This is a genomic window from Photobacterium nomapromontoriensis (genome assembly GCF_050336815.1).
GTDB classification, from domain to species: Bacteria; Pseudomonadota; Gammaproteobacteria; order Enterobacterales; family Vibrionaceae; genus Photobacterium; species Photobacterium nomapromontoriensis.
The window spans coordinates 76,478-99,252 of the sequence record NZ_JAKJSL010000022.1; the positions used below are offsets into that span (position 1 = coordinate 76,478).

Here is a 22,775-nt window from a genome sequence, read left to right on the forward strand (position 1 = left end):
AAGCCCCTACCAAAATCATATGGTAAGGGCTTCAAATTAATATCTACTTCAACTCGTTCGTAAATAACACGACGGCAAATGACTCATACGGTTTCAGTGTTATTGTCTCAGACAATACAGTCGGGGCTTCATAGTTACTAATCAAACAGTCCACATGACTTGCTTGTAATGATGCAGGAATATCCAGAGTCACCGTCTGAGCACTGAAATTGCTCAACACAAACACTCGCTGTTCATCGTTAGAACGCAGATAGCCAAATACCGTTTCATGCTCTTCGAACACGGGTTCAAACGCGCCGTAAACAATCACAGGCATCGTTTTACGCAGGGCGATCAATTGCTGGTAATGGTAGAACACCGAATTCGGGTCATCCAACGCTTGCGCCACATTAATGTTCGAGTAATTCGGGTTCACCTTGATCCACGGTTGTGCCGTTGAGAAGCCACCGTTTTCAGACTCATCCCACTGCATCGGGGTACGCGCATTATCGCGGCTATTCACATGAATGGCCGCCAACTGATCGTCAGGCGATACGCCATTTTCAGTACGCACTTTGTAGAAATTCAGCGTTTCAATGTCACGATAGTCATCAATGCTTTCAAAAGTGACATTGGTCATGCCAATTTCTTCACCCTGATAGACATAAGGCGTACCTTTCATCATGTGCAGCGTCGTCGCCAACATTTTCGCTGACTCAACCCTATATTGGCCTTCGCAGCCGTATTTCGACACGATACGAGGTAGATCATGATTATTCCAGAATAATGAGTTCCACCCTTCATCAGCTAGTTCTACCTGCCATTTGGTCAGCACGCGCTTCAGCGCAGGTAAATCGAGCGGAATTGGCGACCACTTGTCCCCGTGCTTCCATGTCAGGCTGATGTGCTCAAACTGGAATACCATCGAGAATTCTTCTCGTGCTGGGTTACTGTAGAGCTTGGCGATCTCAGGGGTTGCATCCCACGTTTCACCAACCGTTAAGACATCTTTATCACCAAATGTCGCACGGTTCATCTGCTGAATAAGTGGATGTAAGCGAGGACCATTGCCCGTGATTTTGTTATCGATTTCTTTGCCAATCAGATCAATAACATCAAGACGGAACCCGCCAACGCCTTTATCGAGCCACCAGTTCATCATCTTATGCACATCTTCTTGAACTTTCGGGTTCTCCCAATTCAAGTCTGGCTGGCGCTTAGAGAATATATGAAAAAAATACTCGCCGGTATGCTCGTCAAATTCCCAGGCACTGCCACCAAATACCGATCCCATTTCATCCGGCACACTGCCATCTTCATTGGGTTTGCGCCAAATATAGTAATCACGGTATGGGTTATCTTTTGACTGTCGTGCTTCTTTGAACCAAGGGTGTTCATCAGAAGTATGGTTAACGACCAAGTCCATAATAATACGAATATCACGCTGCTTTGCCTGGGCTAGCAGCTCATCCATATCGGCCATGGTACCGAACTCCGGCGCGATAGCTTGATAGTCCGAAATATCATAGCCATTGTCGTCCATCGGTGACTGATAGACCGGCGATAGCCACAACACATTCACACCCAGTTTCTGTAAATAATCCAGTTTACTGATGATACCGCGCAGATCGCCCATTCCATCATTATTCGAGTCACAATAACTACGTGGATAGATCTGGTAGACAACCGCATCATGCCACCATTTAGGTGTTACGTTCATGGCTAAGCCCTCAAGAAATAATGTTGTTCTCAACGTTAGCCATAGTGTAAAGCGCTAATCACACACAGAAAAATACATAAACGGTGCCTTGATATAGGTATTACCTATATCACCACCAATAGTGGTGATACAGATCACAACAACACGCCTTATCCGTTTGTGATGCATTTAAATAACTGTGAGATTGTTGGCACATTTGGGTTCATTCATCCTAATACCCCTCGACGCATTTGATCCAATTCAATGGATTCAAATAACGCTTGGAAATTCCCTTCACCAAATCCTTCATTACCCTTACGCTGAATAATCTCAAAAAATACCGGCCCAATGACCGTATCGGTAAAAATCTGCAACAAGATCCCTGTTTCATCACCATCGATCAGAATCTTAAGTTCCTGAAGTTTCTCTACGTCTTCATGGTGGCCTTCAACACGTTTATTGATCCCCTCATAATAAGTGTCAGGTGTGTCCATAAACACCACCCCACCTACCTTGAGGGCCGATACCGTCGCAAAAATATCATCAGTACTCAATGCGATATGCTGGATCCCTTCCCCATTGTATTGGCTCAGGTACTCGGCAATTTGAGATTTGTCATCGCTGGATTCATTGATCGGGATTCGAATTTTACCGCAAGGGGCTGTCATAGCACGTGATTGCAAGCCCGTCATTTTGCCTTTAATATCAAAGTGCCGTATTTCACGGAAATTGGCAATACGCTCATAAAATTCAGCCCAGCGATCCATATTACCGTGTTGTACATTATGGGTAAGATGGTCAATATCTTTAAGTCCTGCATCAACGGCTGCCAACCGTTCCTGATAGTCTGGATAATACGCAAAGTCGACATCATATATGTCCAGATCACTGGCGTGATCAACAAGATAAATCAATGAATCACCGATACCATATATCGCCGGAATATTGAGCTCCATCGGTCCAGCATGAGGAGCACAGACCTTAGCGCCTTGCTTTACTGCATAAGATAGCGCATACGCAGCATCGGCTACCCGGAATGCCATCGCATTCACACTTGCACCGTGCATGTCGGCAAAGCCCTCGGCCTGCGACTGCTTCTCACCGTTAACAATGAAATTAATATTACCCTGGCGATATAACCAGACCGATTTATGCTTATGCTTAGCCACCTCCGCAAATCCCATTTGATGAAATAATTGCTTCAGACCCGCAATACCCTCTCCTGTCGGTGCGGTATATTCCACAAACTCAAAGCCATCAGTACCCAGTGGATTATCGATCATCATGTCAGCCTCTTGTGTAACTGCACGTTCTAAAGGATTAGCAGTTACACATAAGAGGTGAGAAGTTTACACTGCAAACGAAAGCCAACGGTTGTAAATCCACATTGTAAAGCCTGCTTGCCAACACCCAGTACAACCCAACATCCTGACTCTTCTTTAAACGCTGCGTCTCAGCAATCATGCAACTTCACCGCCAATAACACACTAAAGTTAATAAACTCAGGTAACCACAAGATGTAGTATGTCTGTCACTAAACGCGATCAACAACCCCTTCCTAAACGCCGTAAGCCTACGGTCAAACTCACCCCCAATATGGAAATCCACCCGCCTACGGTCCAATTTCTCTATCATGAGTTTGAACATGCTCGGCGCCATGAACTGGGTATAATTCGTGACGACAATGAGGAATTTTTACATCAATATCGGGTATCTCTCCGACGTAGCCGTTCACTGATCGGCTTACTTAGCAATCTTTTTGAGAAAGGACCAGCAGACAGGCTTAAACGAGAGCTAAAAACCCTTATGCAACACACCAATTCATTGCGGGATCTTGACGTACTTCTGATGAAAATGGATGACTACTTCTCGGAACTTGCACACACTCACCATAAGGGGCTAACCCGATTCTTCGATGACATACAAGATGAAAGACGTAAAACGCTAAAAGAACTAAAACGATGGCTAAAATCTGATACCTACCACCAGCAATGCCTGCTCATTAGCCGCTTACTGGATGAATTAGCGTATCAATCGACGGAAGAAGGAAGACAACCAGCGGCAACACGGGTACACAATATCTTGTGGTATCACTTTACAAAGGTCGAGAACCGATGCATGGGCATTAATGTAAACAGCCATGATAACGCAATTCACCGACTGAGGATCTGCTGCAAAAAATTACGCTATCTGTTGGAGTATTTCACCCCACTTTTACCCCGTAAAAAGACCAAACAGCAGATCAGCCAACTTAAGTTACTGCAAGATCAATTGGGTGACTTCAATGATCTTTCGGTACAACGCCAGTTAGTAAAACAGTATCTTACTAACGAAAAAAGCGGTAGCGCACGCGAACAGGCGATGACAGAACTTATAGCGCTCACCCAAACGCAATACCAGCAAATCAAACAAGTAACACTGGACCAAATAAACGCGTTTTATCAGCCGAATAATCTCGACCTGTATCATTGCCTGTACCCAACAGACAAATCTTAATTCGATGCTAGTCGGGTACACTGTAGTTACATGCGGAACAACTCGACACGTAGATGGGTTTCATCTTCGTAACCCACTACCGACTGGAAACAAATGCTTTTATCAACGGCAACAGAAAAAATGTTTTTGTGTTCCTCTGAGCCAATAAATAGAATTTGAGTGGATTTGATCATTAATCCATGGTCATCAAAACTCGATGTAAGATCATCATCGACCACACACACTAGCACCTCTCCATATCGAGCATTTAAGTCGATATTTCGAGCCTGAGAATACTGCACTTTGGTGTTAAGTTGAGATTCTATTTCACTGATAAGTTCCACAAATTGAAACAAATCTGTGGAACTCGTCTGCATCAGACGCTCTCGTTCCTCGTCTAAAATGTATTCCAAACTTGCATTTGACTGCCGATTTAAAAGTAACCATTTTTTTATTGACTTTCTAACGACTCGATACTGCTCTGCCTTACCCATTCGTTTGAGATACTGAACAAGTAAGTTATTCATCTCAGCATTAGTCAGGCGTTTATCAAGTTTCTTAAACTCTAGATGTAATAAGGCATTAGTACAGACATCTAATAATAATTGAGATTTATTCATTCAAGTACTGCATTGGAACTGATATTAACAATTATCATACTCCCAATAACGTAAAAAGTCAGTCGCGTCCACTAATTTCTATTTTGAACGAACAAACAAGAAGCGGAACAGCCGGTTTCTACCTCGCTGTTCCCACAATGATCACTGTCGCAGCGCCCGTATGATATCTTGCTCGATAGACTGCGGCGTTTTGGTTGGCGCATAACGCTTCAACGGCTTTCCGTCGCGACCAATCAAAAACTTGGTGAAATTCCACTTAATTTTCTGCCCAATCAAACCCGGTAAGGCTTTAGTCAGATATTTGAAAATCGCGTGACTGTCTGCACCATTAACATCAATCTTTTCAAACATAGGAAATGTCACACCATAATTGAGCTGGCAGACATGCTCTATCTGATCATTGCCACCCGGTTCCTGACCACCAAACTGGTTGCAAGGGAAGCCTAAAATCACTAAGCCTTGATCTTCATACTTATCAAACAGTTCCTGCAAACCATGATATTGGGGGGTAAAACCGCACTCACTCGCGGTGTTGACGACCAAAACCACCTTCCCTGCGAACTCACTCATAGCGATCGTTTGACCATTTATCTTGTTAGCCGATAACTCATAAAATGCAGCCATAACCACTTCCTTTCGTTTTTCATTCTGTTATTAATGTATATTACGCGATTAATTTAGAACAATAATCAAAATATAATCACGGTAACACAATGAAATCACTTAATGAGATGCTCGCCCAATTTGGCTTGGCTTTACTTCCTTTCGACGAGGGCGAGCGCGAATACACCAGACAATTTATCCAGTATCGTTCTGCGTTTTTCACTCAGGTCTGCACTCAAAAAGCCGACAAACCACAAAGTGGATTGGCATTAGGGCTGTTCACCCAATCATTTCAAACGGCGTTTGAGGAGTTCAACACCACTCAGTTAAAAATCAATGAGATGCAACAGCTGTTTAGTCAACATGTCGCCACCAACCATGCAGATAAATTCACGACGATGAACCACATAGAAGTCAGCGTGATCGCCTCATTATGGTTACTATGTCAGGGCTACAATGGCATTGATTACAGCTATGCGAACGAACAGGCGACCATGGTCAGCCAATCACTAATAACCGCTTTGGCACCGCAACAACAAGAGGCTCTTCGGCAAAAGTTCATGCACTCGTATTACATCGGCATCGACCAAGCACGCATTCACGCCCCTAAAACCACCTTTATCGCCTTACTGAAAAAATGGTGGTCACGCTAAAGCCTGCCTATAGCGGTAACTTAGCAATACACCTCATTTAAATAACAGGCTTAAACTGTAAGTCCAGATAATGGTTCAGCCGAGCTTGTAAAGCTGCTTTTTCATCACCACTGAGGAAACTGGCTTGTATCGCCATTTTTGTAAAACGGGCCATGGTCGATTTCGATAAGTTAAATGTTTCAGCTACGGCCATAAAATTCGCATTCATGTATCCCCCAAAGTAGGCAGGATCATCAGAGTTAATCGTAATACACAGTCCCTCATCCAGTAACTGAACAATATTGTGATCGTCAATGCGTTCAAAGACCTGAAGCTTGATGTTAGAAAGAGGACATAATGTCAGGGGGATCTGCGTTTGACGCAGTGTTTCAATCAGCGCCGGCTCACCTGTGCACTTTACACCGTGATCGATTCTGTTCACCTTCAGTTGCTCAATCGCAGTACGGATATTGTCCACTAAACCTTCCTCTCCCGCATGCGCAACCGTTTTAAACCCAGCATCTCTCGCCATTTTAAATACACGTGCAAATTTATCTGGCGGATTCCCACGCTCTACGCCATCGAGCCCCACGGCGATGATTTTATCTTTATAAGGCAGTGCTAACTCGAAAGTCGCTATTGCGTCATCTTCGTTCAAATGACGTAGAAAACACAATATTAGACAGCTCGATATACCAAGTTGCTCTCGTCCATTTAGCAACGCTCGATCAATGCCATTAATCACGGTTGAGAAAGCAACACCATTTTGTATATGCATTTGCGGGTCAAAGAATATTTCAGTGTGAAGTACATGTTCTTGCTTACAACGATGAAGGTAGGCCCAAGTCAGATCATAGAAATCTTGCTCAGTGCATAACACACGAGCCCCCTCGGAATATAAGTGAATAAAATCAAGCAAATCATTATATTGATAAGCCGCTTGCAAGGCCTCAACCGACGCGAAGGGCAATGGTACTGCGTTTTTCTGTGCCAAAGAAAACATCATTTCAGGTTCAAGTGTACCTTCAATATGAAGGTGTAATTCAACCTTGGGTAAGCCACTAATAAACCCTTTCATCACGCTCCCCCATCAACAACGACCCGCTAAGGTGCTCACTTAGGATGCCAAGAACAATGAGAGTAGTGTAGATGAGGATGAGTTACGCGGCTAGCAACGATGCCACCATTACCTGGTATCAATAACAGCCTGCAACTGTCAGTTAATACCCTACCTTAGCTATTAACAACGATAACTAAAGTAGGATACGCAATGTTGAAACTAAGCTACATTGGGAATGTTACTGGGTAAGATCGGTGTCAATCCAGTATTTTGAGCCTGATATGTTGGCATCAAGTAATAAGCCCTTTTCACCAATCTGATAAATGGCCATCCCGCCATTATACTTTGCACTCAGTTCAGCACTTTCTGTCCCGACAACCGCGCCAACTTCAGAGGTCGCTTCCCAGCCATCTGTCACAAAACCATCAAAGGCTTTTTTATTTTCAAATAAAATAACCTGCTCGTAAAATTTACCACCGAGTCCGGCAGCTAAACCAGCACCGAACATCTTCATGTAGGTATGCTTACCCGTTTGGCGATTTACCGCAACACCAGCACCTTGGTCTGTATGCAGCATTAATGAAAACTTGCGTGAATCAAACACCGCATAACCGTAGGCGCTGTCAAACAACAATTTTGCAGATGGCTGCTCATTAAACAGGCGAATCAACGCCGCATCCGCCATGGTATCTATTGCATAGCGAGCTTCATCCGGAGTATCCGGATCCAACATATCATCAAGCTTGGCGTCGGCGGCATCCAACCATTCTTTACTTTTCTCCACCGACGCATCTGTCCATTCGCCTGCGGTGTTATAGGCGTCCTCACCCCATTCCGAGACCGACTCCCAACTCTCTTTTGAGAACGCTGACACATCATCCCACGCTTTCTTGGAACTTTCGCTCACCTGGTCACCCAATTCAGCGGCAGACTCTTTAAATTTGTCCCAACCAGCATGTGCAGGGGCAACAGCCAATGCCAACAAAATAGCTAATTTTTTCAACTTCATGACCGCTCTCCTTCTCATCTCATTTAGTTAACAGGCTATGGATTTCCTTACCCACATAAAAAAGGCCGAACCTGATAGTTCGACCTTAATTATATAAGTTACCTCAAGATGAAGAGCAAGAACGTGCGCAATACCGCCAATTCTCATTTTTTATCTTGAGCGACTCGTTACTTCTGCTTTGGGCGAAAAGGCTTAATGACCGCTTCGTTACATTCCAAGTATGGGCCTTCCATCAGGTCGATACAGTAAGGAATGGCAGGGAATACAGCATCTAAACACTCACGGATAGATTTAGGCTTGCCCGGAAGGTTCACGATCAAACTATCACCACGCAGGCCTGCGGTCTGACGTGATAAAATAGCGGTAGGAACAAACTTAAGTGACTCTGCACGCATCAGTTCACCAAAGCCTGGCATCATACGATCGCACACCGCTTCTGTCGCCTCTGGGGTTACATCGCGCTTAGCTGGGCCAGTGCCACCGGTTGTCACGATCAAGTGACAATCTTGCTCATCCGCCATTTTAATCAAGGTGGCTTCTATCACATCCTGCTCGTCAGGGATCACTTCATACACCGGCTCCCACGCTGATGTCAGATAATCATTGAGGGTATCGATAATCGCTTGGCCTGAAATGTCTTCGTACACACCGGCGCTTGCACGATCACTGACGGTGACGATACCGATTTTTGCTATTGTCATGGAAATTCCTCAGGCTGAGCCTTGTTATTCTGTAATAAAACCGACCAGCATTTGGCTGGCCGATTAATGGTATATTTTCAATATACCTAAGTGTAAAAATAAAATCAGGCAATGAAATAGCTAAATTTCGGATTTATTGATTTTCACATCCAGTGTTGGTTATAAGCCACCCATTAAGGTGTATTTTGTTTCTAAGTAATCATCCAACCCCTGTCGCGCGCCTTCTCGGCCAAGCCCTGACTCTTTAACACCACCAAATGGCGCGACTTCTGTTGAAATCAGTCCTTCATTTATCCCAACCATGCCGTAATCCAACGCGTCACTGAAATAGAAGGCACGTTTTAAGGAGCGAGTATAAGCGTACGCCGCCAGCCCTGAATCAGTGTGATTTGCACGGGTCACTACATCATCATCGTGAGTAAAGCGGAACAGTGCGGCAACCGGACCGAAAGTTTCATCACTGGCGATCAACATATCATCCGTGACATCCGTGAGCACATGTGGCGGAAAGAAATTAGTACCAACCAACTGCGGCTGACCATAAGCGATTGATGCACCTTTCTCCATGGCGTCATCAATATGGCTTTGCACCTTTTTAACCGCAGCAGCATTGATCAACGGCCCAATCTGCGCATCGGGCTCAAAACCATCGGCAACTTTCAACTGGGTGACTCGCTCTACTAACTTATTGGTAAATGCCTCATACACACTGTCGTGAACATAAATCCGGTTAGCACAAACACAAGTTTGTCCGGCATTTCGAAATTTTGCAATCATCACACCGTCAACGGCGGCGTCGAGATCGGCATCATCGCAGATAATAAAAGGCGCGTTTCCGCCAAGCTCAAGTGACATTTTTTTTACTGTCGCCGCAGACTGCTTCATTAGCAACTTACCAACAGCCGTTGAGCCGGTGAAGGAGATTTTCTTCACCACTTTGCTCTCTGTTAATGCACTACCGATGGCAACTGCATCCCCCGTCAGTACACTAAATAATCCGGCGGGTATTCCAGCGCGCTCAGCCAACTCGGCTAACGCAAACGCAGTTAATGGCGTATCAGGTGCAGGCTTAAGAACAACGGCACAACCTGCAGCAAAGGCAGGGGCACATTTTCGAGTGATCATCGCGGCAGGAAAGTTCCAAGGCGTGATTGCGCCAACCACACCGATCGGCGCTTTGCTGACCATGATCTGAGTTCCTGCTTTATGGCTTGGGATCAATTCGCCATACGCACGTTTGGCTTCTTCCGCAAACCACTCAACAAAACTGGCAGCATAAGCAATCTCACCTTTTGCCTCTGCTAACGGCTTACCTTGCTCACTGGTAAGAATAGCCGCCAAATCCGCAGCATTATCGGTAATTAAGGTATACCAACAGCGCAACACACTGGCGCGCTCTTTCGCTGTCGTCTGCTTCCACTGTTTTTGTGCAACGTCAGCAGCATGAATTGCGGCTAGCGTTTCTTCTTTACCTAAGTGAGGCACTTGGGCAATCTGTTTACCGGTTGATGGATTCAACACCGGATCCATCGTGTCATTCAATGCACTCACCCACTGGCCAGCGACATAACACGCCTGCTTCAATAAACTTGAATCATTAAGTTTCACGGTATCTACCTCTTTGCAAGAAAACGGCATTAGCATATACCTTGTAGTTATAATCTGTGAAGACGTTTAATTCACTGTATGCTGGAGAATTTTTCACATACTGTGACAATTTCGATGATCTATGCCTTGATTAGCAGCCAATAACTTCTCGCTGAAACGAGCATCTTGAGGCTGCTTGGGTATAATATTCAGCTAGTCTGTCTACGTTACAATTACAACAATAAGGTTCACCATGAACAGCTCTCACCATTACACGCCAATTGGCACACCGGGCCAACCTTGGGGCGATGAAGAAAAAGCACAATGGCTAGCACAAACGACAATCAAGCGCTCTTATCAGGACGATGTCGTCAGTAAAATTAAGGCATTGCAAGCACGCTTTGATGTCTTCCAGTACGGCGCCTTGAGCTATGACATTGAGAAATACCCGCTGTTCGCGATCAAAAGCCGCGACTGGGATAACAGCAAGCCGACTGTTCTGATTACGGGTGGCGTACATGGTTACGAAACCAGTGGCGTGCATGGTGCGCTGAAATTTGTTGATTCCCAAGCAGATAAATACAGCAACTACTTTAATATTGTTGTAGCACCATGCGTCAGCCCGTGGGGTTATGAAACGATCAACCGCTGGAATCCTAATACCATTGACCCTAACCGTGCATTCTATGCCGACAGTCCGGCTGAAGAGTCTGCTGCTTTGATGGCGATGGTTAACGCATTGAATACAGAAATCTATGTTCATATCGACCTGCATGAGACTACCGATACCGATGAACTGGAGTTCCGCCCAGCGCTAGCGGCCCGTGATGGTGAAGCGTACGAAGAAGACATCGTGCCGGATGGCTTCTACACCGTTGGTGATACTGAAAATCCCCAAGCTGATTTCCAGACGGCGATCATCAATGCCGTACGCAATGTCACTCATATTGCCCCAGCCGATGCAGAGGGTAACATCATTGGTTGTCCGATTACGCAAGAAGGGGTGATCAATTACCCACTGAAAAAACTCAGCCTGTGTAATGGCCTGTCTGACTGCACCTATGGTACAACGACAGAAGTCTACCCAGACAGCGATAAAGTCACCGATGGAGAATGTAACGATGCACAGGTTGCTGCAGTGACCGGTGCATTAGATTACGTACTGAGTGTGGCTAAATAAGCATAAATCTGCCTCTGGCATAATAAATGGGTACGCAGCTTTTGCGTGCCCTTCTCTTCGGTAATCCGAAGAAAAAGATAAACCTACCCGAAAGTTAACGATAGACTGTTGATATTCAAAAAATAAAAAAAGGAAAGTTCGAATCCATTTTTGATAGGTATTCGTCCTTATTCCAATGGATAATCAACCATGCTCAACCAAAAATATTTTACCGTTGCCTTCTATTGCTCTGTATTGTTCAGTAGCAGCTTACTGCTCATTGGGTGTACCGCTAGTCCACATTCAGCTGAGCACTATGCCGCCAACCTCTATGCCACTGAATTAGCTAGCTGTTACAACCAGCTATCTACATTTAATCAAGAGGTACAACGACAACAGATCAACGATGCTCAGTCCATTACCTTGCCGCAGTATCCCCATCTAGCCTTTGACCGTTTTAGCCAAGCGCAATTACTTAGCGTAAAGACCCAGCAAGACCGCCAGCAATGGTTAAAGTATGTTGCCCAACTCAGCCAACGCCAACGTCATGCGGAATATAGCAACATGGTCAGCAACCAACGCTTTGATTTACCAACACTGGACTACTGCGCCAATCGCCTGACCCAGATCCCCATGACAGATGACGACCACTGGCAACAGCTGACCGAACACGCCCCCAGTATTCCTTCAAGTTATGAGCCATGGTTACGCTTTTTTGGCCTGTACCCAATAACCAAAGTCGTGGCGGGACCGTCGATTATCAGTGAGGCAAAACGGATTAAAGCGGGCTTCAGCCAGCCTGTAGATGGGTATCAAATCAGCTATCAGCTCTCTGTCGACAATACACCAACTATTACACAACACGAGATTAGCCAATGGTTCAGCGAGGCGTTAAATCATTCAACCCTTCAGTGGCCGCAGTTCTCGCAGCAGCAACTTGATCAGCTATACCGCCATTATGCTCCGGTAATAACGGTAGAATCTGCATCGCTCGATGATAAACCCGGTACAGTTGAATACAACTGGAGTGATACACCCAGTGTTAACGCTACACAACCGGCTATCTATTTGGATCACAGCTACACCCGTTTTCACGGCCAAACACTGCTTCAGCTCAATTACAGCCTCTGGTTTGCCAACCGGACACCGACTGCGTCGCTCGACCCTTATGCTGGTCCATTTGACGGTGTACTGCTACGTTTAACACTTGATCAGCATGGTAATCCGCTATTTATGGACAGTATCCACCATTGTGGTTGCTACCACATGATATTTAATTTCAGCGACAAACTGCAATCAATCCCATTAGATCCTAATACCGAAGCCCCGCTGATCCTCACTCGCTTACGGCACGCTACAAACGACGCGCTGCAAGTGACCCTGTCGCATGGTGAACATATGATCAAACACGTTTCATGGGGGCCAACACCGCACTTAGTTCGTGCAATACCCGGCATACCCTACGATCAACTGCGTAGCTTACCGACTCGCCATGGCGTCAATAAAAGTCTGTTCGATGAACACGGCATGCTACCCGCCAGTGAGCGACTTGAAAGCACCTATCTCTGGCCATTTGGTATCCCATCACCCGGCACTATGCGACAAGTCGGTCATCATGCAACGGCTTTTATTGGCGAGCGACATTTTGATGAACCGCACTTATTTGAACAGTTTTTTGTCCCACGCATAGACTGAGATTCAGGCTGGCCATATTGCTTGGTTCTGCCATTAAATATTGTTAACATATTGTTTTAAAACAGCAAGGAGCATACTGTGCAAACCACTTTCATTGATGGCAGCCTCATTTACCGCCAGCACCAGTTCGAGCTTCCGCTTGATTACACCAACCCTCAAGGGTCGGTAATTTCAGTTTTTGCACGTGAAGTCAGCGATATCGATAGTGATAACGCCGATCGCCCTTGGCTGGTTTATTTCCAAGGTGGACCGGGCTTTCCCGCCCCACGCCCAGACAGTCGTTCTGGTTGGTTAAAGCGTGCACTGCAACAATACCGCGTATTATTACTGGACCAACGCGGCACGGGCAACAGCACCGTGATCAACCACCAAACACTGGCACCCATGACGGCTAGTGAGCAAGCTGAATACCTAAGCCATTTTCGGGCCGATAACATCGTGCGCGATGCCGAAGTGATCCGCGAAAAACTTGGGGTGCAACAATGGGCGATTCTTGGCCAAAGTTTTGGCGGATTTTGTGCGCTCACTTACCTTTCTTTCTATCCACAAAGCCTGAGCCGTGCTTACCTCACAGGCGGGGTACCGTCATTGAGCCGCCATACCGACGATGTCTATCAGGCAACTTATTTGCGGGTACAAGATAAAAACAAGGCGTTTTTCGACCAGTTTCCACAAGCACAGGCACAATGCCAGAAAATTGCCGATCATTTGATCAATAACACCGTCTTGCTACCGAACGGCCAACGCTTTACGGTCGAGCAATTTCAGATGATTGGCATCAATCTAGGCCGCAGCCATGCCAATGTGCCGATGTATTACCTGCTGGAAGAGGCATTTGTCACCGTCAATGGTGAAGAGACCCTGAGCTACGCGTTCCTGAACGCGATGCTGGCAGAGCAAAGCTACCAAACCAACCCCATTTATGCGATTTTGCATGAATCCATATACTGTCAAGGCGATGCATCAAACTGGTCTGCTCATCGCGTCCGCGATCACTACCCGCAGTTCAATTACCAACCGGGGCAGCAGTTTTACTTCACTGGCGAAATGGTTTATCCGTGGATGTTTGATCAGTTCAACTGCCTGATACCACTCAAAGAGGCGGCAGAGAAACTGGCGAGTAAAACAGACTGGCCGACGTTATATGATATTGAGGCACTGGCTAACAATACCGTTCCCGTGACCTGCGCGGTCTATGCCGAAGATATGTATGTGGAAATGGCCTACTCGCTAGAAACCCTCAAAGGGATCCCTAACAGTAAGGCATGGATCACCAATGAGTATGAGCATAACGGGCTACGGGCCGATGGTGAGCGCATTTTAGATAAACTGATTGAAATGGGGAATGCTATCGCGCGGTTGCCAATGACCCATTAAGCGATAACCTGTAGGTTATAAGCATAAACTAATAACGCCAACTCTTGTGACACCCCTTTCGCGGACAATGTCGCAGCACGTTGGTACCAGAGGTGAGTACGCAGCCAGCGCTCAAAAGCGCGATTCGATGCCAGGGTGAGTTGATCAATAATAGGATCAGGCTCACCCGCCGTCAGTACCCCGATTACTTTTTGCAGGCGAGCAGGTTGATTCGCATTATCTTGAGTCAGCTCTACCTCTGACCGTTGGTGATATTCACGCCAGCGGTTTCGCCACCAGCCTACCTCATGACTGCCTTGATACTGCCATAATTTGAAACCGTCAGGTTGAAGGCCATGAACAACCTCTTCATCAATAAAATAAAGATGGCACCCCCCCTCTCGAACTTGCTGATGGTAAGCAGTAATACAAGCGCCACGAATAAAACAGTCATGGTGCAATCCATGAGTTGCAGTATTCGGATAACGTAACGCTAATAACTGAAAATGATTATAAGCTGCAATGGTTGGTCGTATCAGGCAGCCTTTATCGTTACGCTTCAATTGCGCCTCACCGTATTTTAGCTCATCAAACTGTGACCGCTTTAAAAACTGTAATTCACGCTGTTTGACCCGTTCAGCCAATGACACAGTGTCCATCTCTGGCTCTGCAGGAGATCCTATATACAAGCTGTCACTACCTATCTCGACCTGCACATAGTTAGTCGTGTATTGCACGACCTTACCGCTCGCAGTATCGCATGTCACCAATACAAACAAATGCTGAAGCGCATGTGCCCCCTGAAAAGGCATACTGAAATACTGGGTTGTAAGTATCTTAGGTTCAGGAGCCAGCGCTAAATCCATCACCGTTTGACGAGTAGCATGTTGCCAGGCGGCTTCCAATGAACGGCCATAAGTCGGCCCCTGACATAAAACTGCAGGTAAAGGCACTGCTGATAAAACATAGCGTTCAATATCAGCGACCCGATGTATTTGCTGCGGGCGCAGTGCGGGCTGCTGAAAAATCAAACCGCAGCCTTTACATTGCAATCGCAGGGTCTTATTGCGCCCTTTGCCATAATGAATAAATGCGTCGGCATAACACCAATAACAACGCTGTCCCGTCGCAGCAAAATAATGCGAAAAGGTTTCGTCCATGACGGTATTCACCGCCTCATCGTCAAATAACGGAGGGTACGAATCACAATGGCGACAATGCAGCGCCTTATAGCCCAAGGTATAAACGGGGAAATGATAATCCTGCGAAGCAACGCCTAAGTTTTTACATGAAAAATTCTTACATACATTAATGTTAACGCGTACCACAGCAACAATTACCCACTCAAAACGTTAGTCGACGAATTCTTTCATAAAACATCCAGTAAAGGTGTGATCCAGCCACGAAAACGTGTGCGTCGCGCAGATAGTATGCCCTCGCTGTATTCACGGTGCATTGCTGCGCCGCTATTCGCCTTTTATTTACTGTTTTATCTGCTACTGGATTGGATCATCCTATGAAAATGAAATTACTGTCGCTGGCTATCCTAGGCTCACTGGCTTTACCTGCTCTGGCTAAAGACGTCACCATTTTGCACACCAATGACATCCATGCTCACTTGACTCCTTTTAAAGCCCCTTATGTCAGCAAAGATCGTTTAGTGGGAGGGTTTGCCAACATCACCACGTTTGTAAAAGAAGAGAAAGCACTCAACGACGCAACATTCTTTTTTGATGCAGGTGACTATTTCTCTGGTCCTTACGTCAGCACCCTAACCCAGGGCAAGGCCATCGTCGATACCATGAATACCATGGGCTACGATGCGGCCTCTATCGGTAACCACGAATTTGATCACGGCTGGGATAACACCTTAGTCCAGCTTTCTCAAGCAACCTTCCCGGTACTGTTAGGCAACGTTTTCTATGAAAACAGTGATGTACCGTTTTGGAATAAGCCGTATCAAATTATCGAAAAAGATGGCGTAAAATTAGGCGTGATCGGCCTGCATGGCGTATTTGCCTTTAATGATACTGTTGCAGCCAAGATGCGTATTGGCATTGAAGCACGAGATGAAATTGCGTTTGCTCAGAAATACATCGATGAGATTCGTGACAATGTGGACATCACCGTATTGCTGATCCACCAAGGTACCCCAGCACGCCAGTCAAGCTATGGCGCCTCTGACGTTACCCGTGCTCTGAACAAAGACATTGAAACCGCCAAGTTACTCAAGAACCTTGATGTATTGGTTACAGGCCACGCTCACGTCGGTACACCAGAACCAATCGTGGTTAACGACACCTTGATCGTTTCGACCGACTCTGCCGGTATCAACGTGGGTAAACTGACACTGGATTTTAATGAAAAAACACGAGATATCGACGGTCATACTTTCTCTTTGAATACAATCTACGCGGATGAATGGAAAGCTGATGCGGGTACTCAGGCTGTGATTGACGGTTGGTATAAGAAACTGGATGAAATTACTGCGCAAAAAATTGGCCACTCACCCGTGACCCTATCACGCAGTTACGGTGAATCCTCACCACTTGGCAACATGGTGGCTGATGCTATGCTGGCCGTGGATGAAAATGCGGTTGCCGCATTCACCAACTCAGGCGGTATTCGTAACGACATCGCCCAAGGTGATATCACCATTGGTAATGTGATCAGCGCCTTCCCTTTCCCGAATGCCATGGTCACCATGACAATAAAAGGTGGTGATTTACTGGCGTTGCTGAACCATGCCGCCAACCTGTCTAACGGTGTGATGCAAGTTAGCCAGGGTATGGACATGGTATATGACAGCAGCAAACCCGTTGGCGAGCGTCTAATTTCTGCGTCAATTAATGGCAAGAAAATTGCAGCTGATTCACTGTACCCTATCGTAACGAATACCTTCCTAGCTGATGGTGGAGACGGCTTTAGCCAATTCCTCAATGGTCAGAACGCCAAAGAAATGCCCGGCTACTATGTCTCAGATGCTGTGACGGATTACCTGAAAGTCACGACACTCGATAGCAACAAAATTACACCGCTGCGCGTTAAAGATACCGCCCAGCAGTAAAACACCCCCCCCGTGATACCAAACCCTCACCGTGTTATGCAGTGAGGGTTTATACCCTCACAAATAACCACCAACCCTCCATTCAGCCTGATTTCCCGCCCTGTAACCGATACCAAGTTGATACCATATTTTAAGTCATCGCTTTGTATAATGTATTTAACGCAATACCCATAATAAAACTCACACGATGACAAAATATATGGATATATATAAAAGCAAAGACCAACGGATGTACCAGCGCATTCATCGAAATTGGTATGATAAAATTATGGGCGTCACCAGTAAGTGGCGCTGTATCGCATCAGGAGAAGTCATTCGTATCAAAAGTTAATCATCTTGCAATGATCAGGGTATAGACCCTGATCAACAACGAATTACACTAAGCCGCCATTCACTGAAATGACTTGGCGGGTTACATAGCCTGCAATATCAGACAGTAAATAGCTAACTAAGCCTGCGACCTCTTCCGGATCACCCATGCGGCGTAATGGCACTTGAGGCAACGCATGTTCTTTCACGTGTTCATCCACCATGCCAGTATCTATCAGCCCTGGTGCAACACAGTTAACCGTAATTTTTCGCTTCGCTAATTCTAGTGCCAGTGATTTTGTTGCCCCAATCACGCCCGCTTTTGCTGCGCTATAATTGGTTTGCCCTCGGTTACCGACCATGCCAGACACTGACGCTAAGGTCACGATGCGTCCCCCTTTTCGCAATTTGATCATAGGCATGACACAGGGATGAAGCACATTGTAAAAACTGTCGAGATTCGTATGAATAACGCCATCCCAATCTTGCTCTGTCATCGCAGGAAACGCGGTATCACGGGTGATACCCGCATTACTCACCACGCCGTAATAAGCACCGTACTCAGCCATATCGGCTTCAATAATTTCACGGCATTGCGCACGGTCACTGATATTAAATTGGATCAATCGTCCATTCCCCCCTGCCTGCTGAATAACGGCTAAGGTCAACTCTGCCCCACTCACATCACTCATATAATGCACGGCAACAGTGAAACCATCTTGTGCTAGCTGGATTGCAATCGCACGACCAATCCCTTTACTCGCCCCTGTTACTAATACTTGCCTGTTCATTACAACATCCCTTTCATTTATTCATATCTGCCTGCCAAGACGCGACTTTATCGGTAAATATTGCCGGAGACACAAAACACATTTCTTCGCTTTCTATTCCAACAGCAACCTGCACTGTATAAGCCGTCGTCATGCGCTCTCCTGTTTTTGCATCGACCACGAGATAATCAACCCGCAGTCGATGTTCCCACTCCGTTAAGGTCGCAATAACCTGAATCTTATGATTATATGGAATGGCTTTTATGTATTTCACTCGCGCATCAATCACGGGCCAAACATACCCTGAGATTTGCATATCCCGATAGCTATATTGGATCTTTTCCATTAAAACCCGCCTCGCCTCTTCAAAAAAGCGAAAATAGTTACCGTGATAAACAATCCCCATTGGATCAGCATCTTGAAATGAGGATACCAATGTGACATCAGCACGCAAAACAGATTGCTTCTCTGTCATTTTATTCCCTTAATTTACAGTGAGCTTAACTCTATTTCGTTATTACACATTTCATTATTTGACCGTCATTAGTAATAACGATCAATGCCGCTACCCATCCATTCGTTACCCAGCCACCCGCCATACCTGATGATCGGACATCAACTTCACTATCACATTCAGTGTTTGAGGATAAACACAATTGTATTAACTTAGTATTGTTTATTAACAAATTTATTGAAAAACGTAGTACTGGAATAACTCGATTACAATTGAGAATAAAATTCAAAATTTACATATTTATTAATAGTACAGATGGGAATAACGTGTTGCTGTTAATAGATTAAGCCAGTGATCCCCACGGTATTCACTGGCTATTAATCTTTTATTGTGACAATCAAGCCGCAACGGGTTCCGTCATATATTGGCTGATATCCACATAATCTATCTGTTGCTCGGGTAAAAAACGTCTTGCGTACTCAAGGTAAGTTCCACTTTGTAGAAATAAGATAAACAGCGCCATATCTACATGCTTATCCAGCGCCATCTTGTACATAATATCGACGGCAACACTTAATGGTTTGGCTTTTTTATACGGACGGTCTGCCGCAGTGAGTGCTTCGAATATATCGGCAATAACTAAAATACGCTCAGGTATCGAGAGATCGTCCGCAGAGAGTTTACGAGGATACCCCGTACCTTTAAGTGTTTCATGATGGGTGGAAGCATAACGCGGCACACGACTTAACTCTGCCGGGAATGGCAATGCTTCTAACATTTTGATCCCACTGATCATATGCTCATTGATCTTGAATCTGTCTTCTGCGGTTAACGTTCCCCGACGAATTGAAAGGTTATACACTTCACCTAAATTATACAGATAGTTAGGGACGTCCATATTGATGCCATACTGTTCATCAAAAATCATCGGACGGTCACGGTAAACAATATGCTCGGCACGATCCACCAGCAAGTATTCTGTGGCGGGTAAAGCCGGCTCAGTTCTCGGGGTCTTAAACTCTTCTAATGGTGATAACCCTAAGCGATCATCAAAATGACGAATCCAAGTTTGCTCTGCAATCTGTTTAATACGCTCAACTTGCGCATCCTCCATGAACTCCCCGCCAATATTTGACTTGGCAATAAAAGCAAAATCCTCTTTCAGCTGCTGCTTACGCATTGCTAGTCTTGCGAGCCCTTCCTCTTGTGGGCATTCTTTGACTATCAAAGCATTAAGATAATCAATTTCAGCATCGCGCCACAGCACCTCAAACCGAGTTCTGATCTCATGAATACGGTTATAGTTTGCCTCTAATTTAGTCCCTTTATCCACGATATGTTCAGGTGTGGTTATTTTCCCACAATCATGTAACCAAGCCGCAATCCTAAACTCTCTGCGTTCGTCATCATTAGCAAAGCAGAAATTTTTAAACTCGCCATCTTGGGATGATTCAGCCACTTTTGCCAACATTAAGCCGAGCTCTGGTACCCGATTACAGTGTCCTGCCGTATAAGGCGACTTATCATCGATAGCTTGTGCGATCAGCTGAATGAAGGATTCAACAAACTCTTCTTGGGCTTTCTCATGCTGCTTAATTTCAATTGCCATATCCAGCATTGAATAAGACAGGTCGCTCACTTCTTTGATAAAAGTATCCACGACGGTAACTTGATCAAACTTCCGAGCCTTTATCTTTTGCGTTTCTTCTCGTAGCTGAATAATTGGCCGAACGATCGGTGAACCAAACACCCATGCTACTGGCAATAAAACCAGCATGATAATAATGGTCCAACCGAGCGATTGTAAAAGGCGTCCGATCACTTGTTGGGTGACTATCTGCTCCGGTATTACCACTGCGAAATATTCTGTTTGAGCGCCCTTACTTGCTAACGGTGTTACAAATAGGAATCTATCCTTACCCGCTATTGTGGTACGAACCATCGTATTATGTAACGTCTTATCGCGTGATAACGCCACTAGCTGAGAATAAGGAACAAAATTTCCTTTCTGTGCAACAAGTGTTAACCACTTTTCATTAAGCGTTGTGATCTCTTCTTCTGTAAAACTATTCAACGCCTTATCGATGACCGCAAGTACATCAGCATTTTGATGCTTCATATAAAGATAAAAAGGGACAGGCTCGATATTCTCAAGAACTGAAACAGAAACCGATCCACTTTCCATCGTGGCTTTCATTTCATTTAACGTAAAATAGGTATCAACAATAACAGACACCTGTCGCGATTTAAGGGCAGATTTCATGCTGTCATAACTAGAAAACTCAATGAATTTCGCAGTGGGGTAAACTGTACTTAAAATGGATTGCATCCCTCGGCCTCCCACAATGCCAACGGTCTGATTGATAAATTGGCTATCTAATATAGGCAGTGCTGTATCCACTAAGGTAGCCATCGCCAACTCCGCCTCAAACAGCGGTAAACTATGATCCCCCGTTATATCAACGTCACTCATAACCGGATACAGTATGTCCAATGACCCACGTCGGTATTTATAGTTCAGACTTTCAGCATTAAACCCATTTACGAACGCAAAATTCAGTCCTGTTTTCTGAGAAATCATTTTCAACAAATCAACGGAATAGCCTCTAGGTTTACCCGCCATTGTAAAATCATATGGTCCCCAGTCAGTTTGATTTGAAACTCGAAGTGAGCGAGTATTTTTCACTATTTCACGCTGCTTATCTGTCAATTCAATCGTTGATGACGGTGGTATAGCGTCAGTCGCTTGATGCGCCGATAAATTTGTTGCGATTAGTTCACCATGCTGACTGAATATAAAAGACTCTAATGTGCTATTTGTATCAATCCCCATCTCAAGTGCGGTCATTTTTGAACTAACAGCAGAAAGGACGATATCAATCCCTAACACCATATCATGACTTTTTATCGCATAAGTTTGACCCGTGATTTTTAAATGCTGAAACAGATAAGGCTCTGTTTTATAAACGTACTCACTGCTTGCTGCATGAAACCATGGCCGCTGAGTCGGGTAATAATTACTTGGTTCGGCAATGCTATTGGTAAGGTCAAACGCTTCATTGTAAAAGTTTATCCGACGTACACGGTTGGATTTTTCACCCGTGATAATGATAATGGCCCATCGCTCATGGGCAGAGGCCTTAATTTTTTGTCTGACTACAGGAGACGATTCAAGATTAATGATTTGATAAAAATCATCGTTTTTGCTGCCAAAATATAAACTGTAGAATAATGGATTATCTTTTAACACCTGAACCAGAATGGCTCTCGCTTCCTGCTCGTTAGCCCTATAATCTGTTGCCATTGAAACACTACGTAAGATCTTAGCACTGCTGGTCGCATCAGCTTCTACCTGCTGGATATATTCACTCACTTTGGCCGTTGCCGTGGTCAGTTTTGATAGCACATGCTCTTCCGACATCTGCCGACTAAAGTAATATTGCGTCGTAATCGCACACAACGCAGTGAAAAGGGTCGCAAAAATAAACAGGCCACCAACGGTACAGCGAATAGAGTATTTTCCAGTCAAAATTGATGTGATTTTCATTCCCTGACGCCCTCCACTGGCATGTATTGAACGAACCATCTTTTACTAAAACA

The 22,775-nt window shown here is 45.2% G+C and carries 18 protein-coding genes; 6 read left to right on the top strand and 12 right to left on the bottom strand.

The window, feature by feature from the left end; all coding sequences use genetic code 11:
• Positions 1-43: 43 nt before the first annotated feature.
• Positions 44-1,699: a glycoside hydrolase family 13 protein gene (locus L4D12_RS08340; RefSeq protein ID WP_428447364.1), complete on the bottom strand. Its 1,656-nt coding sequence runs from the start codon at positions 1,697-1,699 to the stop codon at positions 44-46.
• Between the two features lie 206 nt (positions 1,700-1,905).
• The gene (hppD, locus tag L4D12_RS08345) at positions 1,906-2,964 is read right to left on the bottom strand and encodes a 4-hydroxyphenylpyruvate dioxygenase (RefSeq protein WP_428447365.1); all 1,059 of its coding nucleotides are present in this window, start codon (positions 2,962-2,964) and stop codon (positions 1,906-1,908) included.
• A gap of 238 nt (positions 2,965-3,202) precedes the next feature.
• Between hppD and L4D12_RS08350 the strand changes: the two genes are divergently transcribed.
• The gene (locus tag L4D12_RS08350; protein WP_428447366.1) at positions 3,203-4,174 is read left to right on the top strand and encodes a CHAD domain-containing protein; all 972 of its coding nucleotides are present in this window, start codon (positions 3,203-3,205) and stop codon (positions 4,172-4,174) included.
• A 26-nt stretch (positions 4,175-4,200) separates the two neighbouring features.
• On the opposite strand, the gene L4D12_RS08355 is transcribed toward L4D12_RS08350, so the two are convergent.
• Both L4D12_RS08355 and L4D12_RS08360 read right to left on the bottom strand, forming a co-directional pair.
• The gene (locus L4D12_RS08355) at positions 4,201-4,773 is read right to left on the bottom strand and encodes a DUF2913 family protein (RefSeq protein WP_428447367.1); all 573 of its coding nucleotides are present in this window, start codon (positions 4,771-4,773) and stop codon (positions 4,201-4,203) included.
• Positions 4,774-4,914: 141 nt separating this feature from the next.
• Positions 4,915-5,397, bottom strand: a complete 483-nt coding sequence (locus tag L4D12_RS08360; RefSeq protein ID WP_428447368.1) for a glutathione peroxidase — start codon at positions 5,395-5,397, stop codon at positions 4,915-4,917.
• Positions 5,398-5,486: 89 nt separating this feature from the next.
• On the opposite strand from L4D12_RS08360, the gene L4D12_RS08365 reads away from it, so the two are divergent.
• Complete coding sequence (locus L4D12_RS08365; RefSeq protein ID WP_428447369.1) at positions 5,487-6,029, top strand: hypothetical protein; 543 nt, start codon at positions 5,487-5,489, stop codon at positions 6,027-6,029.
• A 37-nt stretch (positions 6,030-6,066) separates the two neighbouring features.
• Here the strand turns inward: L4D12_RS08365 and L4D12_RS08370 are convergent, their stop codons facing one another.
• From L4D12_RS08370 to L4D12_RS08385, 4 genes are all read right to left on the bottom strand, one after another.
• Positions 6,067-7,086: an adenosine deaminase gene (locus L4D12_RS08370; protein ID WP_428447370.1), complete on the bottom strand. Its 1,020-nt coding sequence runs from the start codon at positions 7,084-7,086 to the stop codon at positions 6,067-6,069.
• Positions 7,087-7,306: 220 nt separating this feature from the next.
• Positions 7,307-8,077 carry a beta cell expansion factor BefA gene (gene befA / locus L4D12_RS08375; RefSeq protein WP_428447371.1) on the bottom strand — a complete coding sequence of 257 codons (771 nt, stop codon included), beginning with the start codon at positions 8,075-8,077 and terminating at the stop codon, positions 7,307-7,309.
• Between the two features lie 167 nt (positions 8,078-8,244).
• Complete coding sequence (mog, locus tag L4D12_RS08380; protein WP_428447372.1) at positions 8,245-8,778, bottom strand: molybdopterin adenylyltransferase; 534 nt, start codon at positions 8,776-8,778, stop codon at positions 8,245-8,247.
• Between the two features lie 159 nt (positions 8,779-8,937).
• Complete coding sequence (locus tag L4D12_RS08385; RefSeq protein ID WP_428447373.1) at positions 8,938-10,416, bottom strand: NAD-dependent succinate-semialdehyde dehydrogenase; 1,479 nt, start codon at positions 10,414-10,416, stop codon at positions 8,938-8,940.
• A 202-nt stretch (positions 10,417-10,618) separates the two neighbouring features.
• Here L4D12_RS08385 and L4D12_RS08390 point away from each other — a divergent pair, with 202 nt between their 5' ends.
• From L4D12_RS08390 to L4D12_RS08400, 3 genes are all read left to right on the top strand, one after another.
• Entirely contained in the window at positions 10,619-11,545 is a 927-nt protein-coding gene (locus L4D12_RS08390) for a M14 family metallopeptidase (RefSeq protein ID WP_428447374.1), read from the top strand.
• A 189-nt stretch (positions 11,546-11,734) separates the two neighbouring features.
• Positions 11,735-13,219 (top strand): hypothetical protein, encoded by a 1,485-nt coding sequence (locus L4D12_RS08395; protein ID WP_428447375.1) that lies wholly within the window; start codon positions 11,735-11,737, stop codon positions 13,217-13,219.
• Between the two features lie 78 nt (positions 13,220-13,297).
• On the top strand, positions 13,298-14,596 hold the full coding sequence (locus L4D12_RS08400) for an alpha/beta fold hydrolase (RefSeq protein WP_428447376.1): 1,299 nt from the start codon (positions 13,298-13,300) through the stop codon (positions 14,594-14,596).
• Here L4D12_RS08400 and L4D12_RS08405 read toward each other — a convergent pair.
• Positions 14,593-15,735, bottom strand: a complete 1,143-nt coding sequence (locus tag L4D12_RS08405; protein ID WP_428447377.1) for a hypothetical protein — start codon at positions 15,733-15,735, stop codon at positions 14,593-14,595. The genes L4D12_RS08400 and L4D12_RS08405 overlap by 4 nt on opposite strands.
• Before the next feature lie 356 nt (positions 15,736-16,091).
• Here L4D12_RS08405 and L4D12_RS08410 point away from each other — a divergent pair, with 356 nt between their 5' ends.
• On the top strand, positions 16,092-17,642 hold the full coding sequence (locus L4D12_RS08410) for a bifunctional metallophosphatase/5'-nucleotidase (RefSeq protein WP_428447378.1): 1,551 nt from the start codon (positions 16,092-16,094) through the stop codon (positions 17,640-17,642).
• A 374-nt stretch (positions 17,643-18,016) separates the two neighbouring features.
• On the opposite strand, the gene L4D12_RS08415 is transcribed toward L4D12_RS08410, so the two are convergent.
• The 3 genes from L4D12_RS08415 to L4D12_RS08425 all read right to left on the bottom strand — a co-directional run bounded on the left by L4D12_RS08415 (position 18,017) and on the right by L4D12_RS08425 (position 22,722).
• Positions 18,017-18,742, bottom strand: coding sequence for a 3-ketoacyl-ACP reductase FabG2 (locus L4D12_RS08415; RefSeq protein WP_428447379.1), 726 nt, complete (start codon positions 18,740-18,742; stop codon positions 18,017-18,019).
• Between the two features lie 13 nt (positions 18,743-18,755).
• Positions 18,756-19,196, bottom strand: coding sequence for an acyl-CoA thioesterase (locus tag L4D12_RS08420; RefSeq protein ID WP_428447380.1), 441 nt, complete (start codon positions 19,194-19,196; stop codon positions 18,756-18,758).
• 376 nt (positions 19,197-19,572) lie between these two features.
• Positions 19,573-22,722, bottom strand: coding sequence for an HD domain-containing phosphohydrolase (locus L4D12_RS08425; protein WP_428447381.1), 3,150 nt, complete (start codon positions 22,720-22,722; stop codon positions 19,573-19,575).
• Between the last annotated feature and the right edge of the window lie 53 nt (positions 22,723-22,775).

Excerpts from the sequence above, each read along its gene's own strand:
- hppD (WP_428447365.1), bottom strand. The coding sequence starts at position 2,964 with ATGATGATCGATAATCCACTGGGTACTGATGGCTTTGAGTTTGTGGAA.
- L4D12_RS08405 (WP_428447377.1), bottom strand. The coding sequence starts at position 15,735 with ATGGACGAAACCTTTTCGCATTATTTTGCTGCGACGGGACAGCGTTGT.
- L4D12_RS08365 (WP_428447369.1), top strand. The coding sequence starts at position 5,487 with ATGAAATCACTTAATGAGATGCTCGCCCAATTTGGCTTGGCTTTACTT.
- L4D12_RS08415 (WP_428447379.1), bottom strand. The coding sequence starts at position 18,742 with ATGAACAGGCAAGTATTAGTAACAGGGGCGAGTAAAGGGATTGGTCGT.
- L4D12_RS08370 (WP_428447370.1), bottom strand. The coding sequence starts at position 7,086 with ATGAAAGGGTTTATTAGTGGCTTACCCAAGGTTGAATTACACCTTCAT.
- L4D12_RS08355 (WP_428447367.1), bottom strand. The coding sequence starts at position 4,773 with ATGAATAAATCTCAATTATTATTAGATGTCTGTACTAATGCCTTATTA.
- L4D12_RS08385 (WP_428447373.1), bottom strand. The coding sequence starts at position 10,416 with ATGCCGTTTTCTTGCAAAGAGGTAGATACCGTGAAACTTAATGATTCA.
- L4D12_RS08340 (WP_428447364.1), bottom strand. The coding sequence starts at position 1,699 with ATGAACGTAACACCTAAATGGTGGCATGATGCGGTTGTCTACCAGATC.
- L4D12_RS08425 (WP_428447381.1), bottom strand. The coding sequence starts at position 22,722 with ATGAAAATCACATCAATTTTGACTGGAAAATACTCTATTCGCTGTACC.
- L4D12_RS08395 (WP_428447375.1), top strand. The coding sequence starts at position 11,735 with ATGCTCAACCAAAAATATTTTACCGTTGCCTTCTATTGCTCTGTATTG.
- L4D12_RS08350 (WP_428447366.1), top strand. The coding sequence starts at position 3,203 with ATGTCTGTCACTAAACGCGATCAACAACCCCTTCCTAAACGCCGTAAG.
- L4D12_RS08360 (WP_428447368.1), bottom strand. The coding sequence starts at position 5,397 with ATGGCTGCATTTTATGAGTTATCGGCTAACAAGATAAATGGTCAAACG.
- mog (WP_428447372.1), bottom strand. The coding sequence starts at position 8,778 with ATGACAATAGCAAAAATCGGTATCGTCACCGTCAGTGATCGTGCAAGC.
- befA (WP_428447371.1), bottom strand. The coding sequence starts at position 8,077 with ATGAAGTTGAAAAAATTAGCTATTTTGTTGGCATTGGCTGTTGCCCCT.
- L4D12_RS08410 (WP_428447378.1), top strand. The coding sequence starts at position 16,092 with ATGAAAATGAAATTACTGTCGCTGGCTATCCTAGGCTCACTGGCTTTA.
- L4D12_RS08420 (WP_428447380.1), bottom strand. The coding sequence starts at position 19,196 with ATGACAGAGAAGCAATCTGTTTTGCGTGCTGATGTCACATTGGTATCC.
- L4D12_RS08390 (WP_428447374.1), top strand. The coding sequence starts at position 10,619 with ATGAACAGCTCTCACCATTACACGCCAATTGGCACACCGGGCCAACCT.